This is a genomic window from Actinomyces oris (assembly GCF_006546825.1).
Taxonomy (GTDB): domain Bacteria; phylum Actinomycetota; class Actinomycetes; order Actinomycetales; family Actinomycetaceae; genus Actinomyces; species Actinomyces oris.
Genome location: NZ_VICC01000013.1, coordinates 1 through 3,166 on the forward strand (window position 1 = coordinate 1; position 3,166 = coordinate 3,166).

Annotated in this window: 1 rRNA gene; it reads right to left on the reverse strand. The window is 58.7% G+C overall.

Annotation, left to right across the window (positions count from 1 at the left end):
• Positions 1-3,067 (reverse strand): 23S ribosomal RNA (locus FK267_RS13320); the annotation flags it as partial.
• Positions 3,068-3,166 lie beyond the last annotated feature (99 nt).

Here is a 3,166-nt window from a genome sequence, read left to right on the forward strand (position 1 = left end):
TGTGGAGACCTTATCTTGAAGATGGTTTCCCGCTTAGATGCTTTCAGCGGTTACCCTTCCCGAACGTAGCCAACCAGCCGTGCCCCGGGCGGGACAACTGGCACACCAGAGGTTCGTCCGTCCCGGTCCTCTCGTACTAGGGACAGGCCTTCTCAAGTCTCCTGCGCGCGCAGAGGATAGGGACCGAACTGTCTCACGACGTTCTAAACCCAGCTCGCGTACCGCTTTAATGGGCGAACAGCCCAACCCTTGGGACCTGCTCCAGCCCCAGGATGCGACGAGCCGACATCGAGGTGCCAAACCATGCCGTCGATATGGACTCTTGGGCAGGATCAGCCTGTTATCCCCGGGGTACCTTTTATCCGTTGAGCGACGACCCACCCACACGGGATCGCCGGATCACTAGTTCCTACTTTCGTACCTGCTCGACCCGTCGGTCTCACAGTCAAGCTCCCTTGTGCACTTGCACTCAACACCTGGTTGCCGACCAGGCTGAGGGAACCTTTGAGCGCCTCCGTTACACTTTAGGAGGCAACCGCCCCAGTTAAACTACCCACCAGGCACTGTCCCTAACCCGGATCACGGGCCCAGGTTCAGGCGCACGCCATAACCAGAGTGGTATTTCAAGGACGACTCCACCACCACTGGCGTAGCGGCTTCACAGTCTCCCACCTATCCTGCACAAGCTATAGCGGGCGCCAATACCAAGCTGTAGTAAAGGTCCCGGGGTCTTTCCGTCCTTCTGCGCGAAACGAGCATCTTTACTCGTACTGCAATTTCGCCGAGCTCATGGTTGAGACAGCGGGGAAGTCGTTACGCCATTCGTGCAGGTCGGAACTTACCCGACAAGGAATTTCGCTACCTTAGGATGGTTATAGTTACCACCGCCGTTTACTGGGGCTTAAATTCACCACTTCACCCCCGAGAGGGTTGATGGTTCCTCTTAACCTTCCAGCACCGGGCAGGCGTCAGTCCGTATACATCGCCTTACGGCTTCGCACGGACCTGTGTTTTTAGTAAACAGTCGCTTCCCCCTGGCCTCTGCGACCCTCCCCCCTAGCCCGCAAACGGGGCTTCAGGGATCAGGCCCCCCTTCTCCCGAAGTTACGGGGGCATTTTGCCGAGTTCCTTAACCATGATTCACTCGTGCGCCTAGGCATACTCTGCCCGACCACCTGTGTCGGTTTAGGGTACGGGCGGCTGGCACCATCGCGTCGAGGCTTTTCTCGGCACCCCAGGATCACCCTGTTATCCCCCACCAGTGTGAGGTCACCATCACGCCTCACCCCCGTCATCAAAGACAGTCCCCCGGATTTACCTGGGAAACGGGCTGCGCGCTTGAACGGACCAAGCCATCAGGTCCGCCGGGCTACCACTGTGCGTCACCCCTGTTAACACGCTTGCCTACCTGCACGGAGGATCCCCAGACCCCACCACCACAACCACACCGTCAGGCGAACCTGACAGGCGCGGCTAACATGGTGGCTGGGCGTGGGTTAGCACCCGCACGTCAGCATGGGCGGTGCTTCGCCGGTACGGGAATATCAACCCGTCATCCATCGACTACGCCTGTCGGCCTCGCCTTAGGTCCCGACTCACCCAGGGCGGACTAGCCTGGCCCTGGAACCCTTGGTCATTCGGCGCTAGGGCTTCTCACCCTAGTATCGCTACTCATGCCTGCATTCTCACTCCCGCACCGTCCACCAGCAGTCACCCACAGGCTTCCCCCGGTGCAGGACGCTCCCCTACCACCCACAACCCCTGCCACCACCCGGACAAGCCGGACAGTGAAAGGAACAACGTCATGGGTCCGCGGCTTCGGCGGTGTGCTTGAGCCCCGCTACATTGTCGGCGCACGATCACTTGACCAGTGAGCTATTACGCACTCTTTCAAGGATGGCTGCTTCTAAGCCAACCTCCTGGTTGTCTGCGCGACCGCACATCCTTTCCCACTTAGCACACGCTTAGGGGCCTTAGCCGGCGATCTGGGCTGTTTCCCTCTCGACCACGGAGCTTATCCCCCGCGGTCTCACTGCCACGCTACAACCCGACGGCATTCGGAGTTTGGTTGACGTCAGTAACCCTGTGGGGCCCATCAGCCACCCAGTAGCTCTACCTCCGCCGGGCAACACGCGACGCTGCACCTAAATGCATTTCGGGGAGAACCAGCTATCACGGAGTTTGATTGGCCTTTCACCCCTACCCACAGCTCATCCCCCCAGTTTTCAACCTAGGTGGGTTCGGTCCTCCACACGCTCTTACACGTGCTTCAACCTGGCCATGGGTAGATCACCCCGCTTCGGGTCCAGAACGCGCCACTACAAACGCCCTATTCGGACTCGCTCTCGCTACGGCTACCCCACACGGGTTAACCTCGCGACACGCCACTGACTCGCAGGCTCATTCTTCAAAAGGCACGCCACCACCCCCACACACAAGGTGCGTGAAGGCTCTGACGGCTTGTAAGCGCCCGGTTTCAGGTACTATTTCACTCCCCTCCCGGGGTACTTTTCACCATTCCCTCACGGTACTATCCACTATCGGTCATCAGGAGGTATTCAGGCAGCCAAGTGGTCTTGGCAGATTCACACAGGATTCCACGAGCCCCGTGCTACTCGGGCAATACTGTCCCAGACACGCACCAACCAGTTCCGCCTACGGGGGTATCACCCACTACGCCACGCCTTCCCAGACGATTCAGCTACCAGCCAGCACACGCGCCCCCTCTCCGGCAGAAGAGAAAACAGGACAGCCCCACAACCCCGCACACGCAACCCCTGCCGAGTATCACACGCACACGGTTTAACCATCATCCGCTTTCGCTCGCCACTACTCACGGAATATCTTCTCCTACGGGTACTGAGATGTTTCACTTCCCCGCGTCACCCCCCACACCCTATACAATTCAGATGCAGGTGACACGACATAACTCGTGCCGGGTCCCCCCATTCGGAAACCCTCGGATCACAGCCCGCCAGCCGGCTCCCCGAGGAATATCGCAGGCCACCACGTCCTTCATCGGCCCCTGATGCCAAGGCATCCACCGAACGCTCAAAAAAACAAACAACAAAGACACACGAACAAAACAAGAAACACTTTGTCGCAGAAATCTTACAGTAAGATGCTCGCGTCCACTATACAGTTCACAACCAACCCACCCACACCC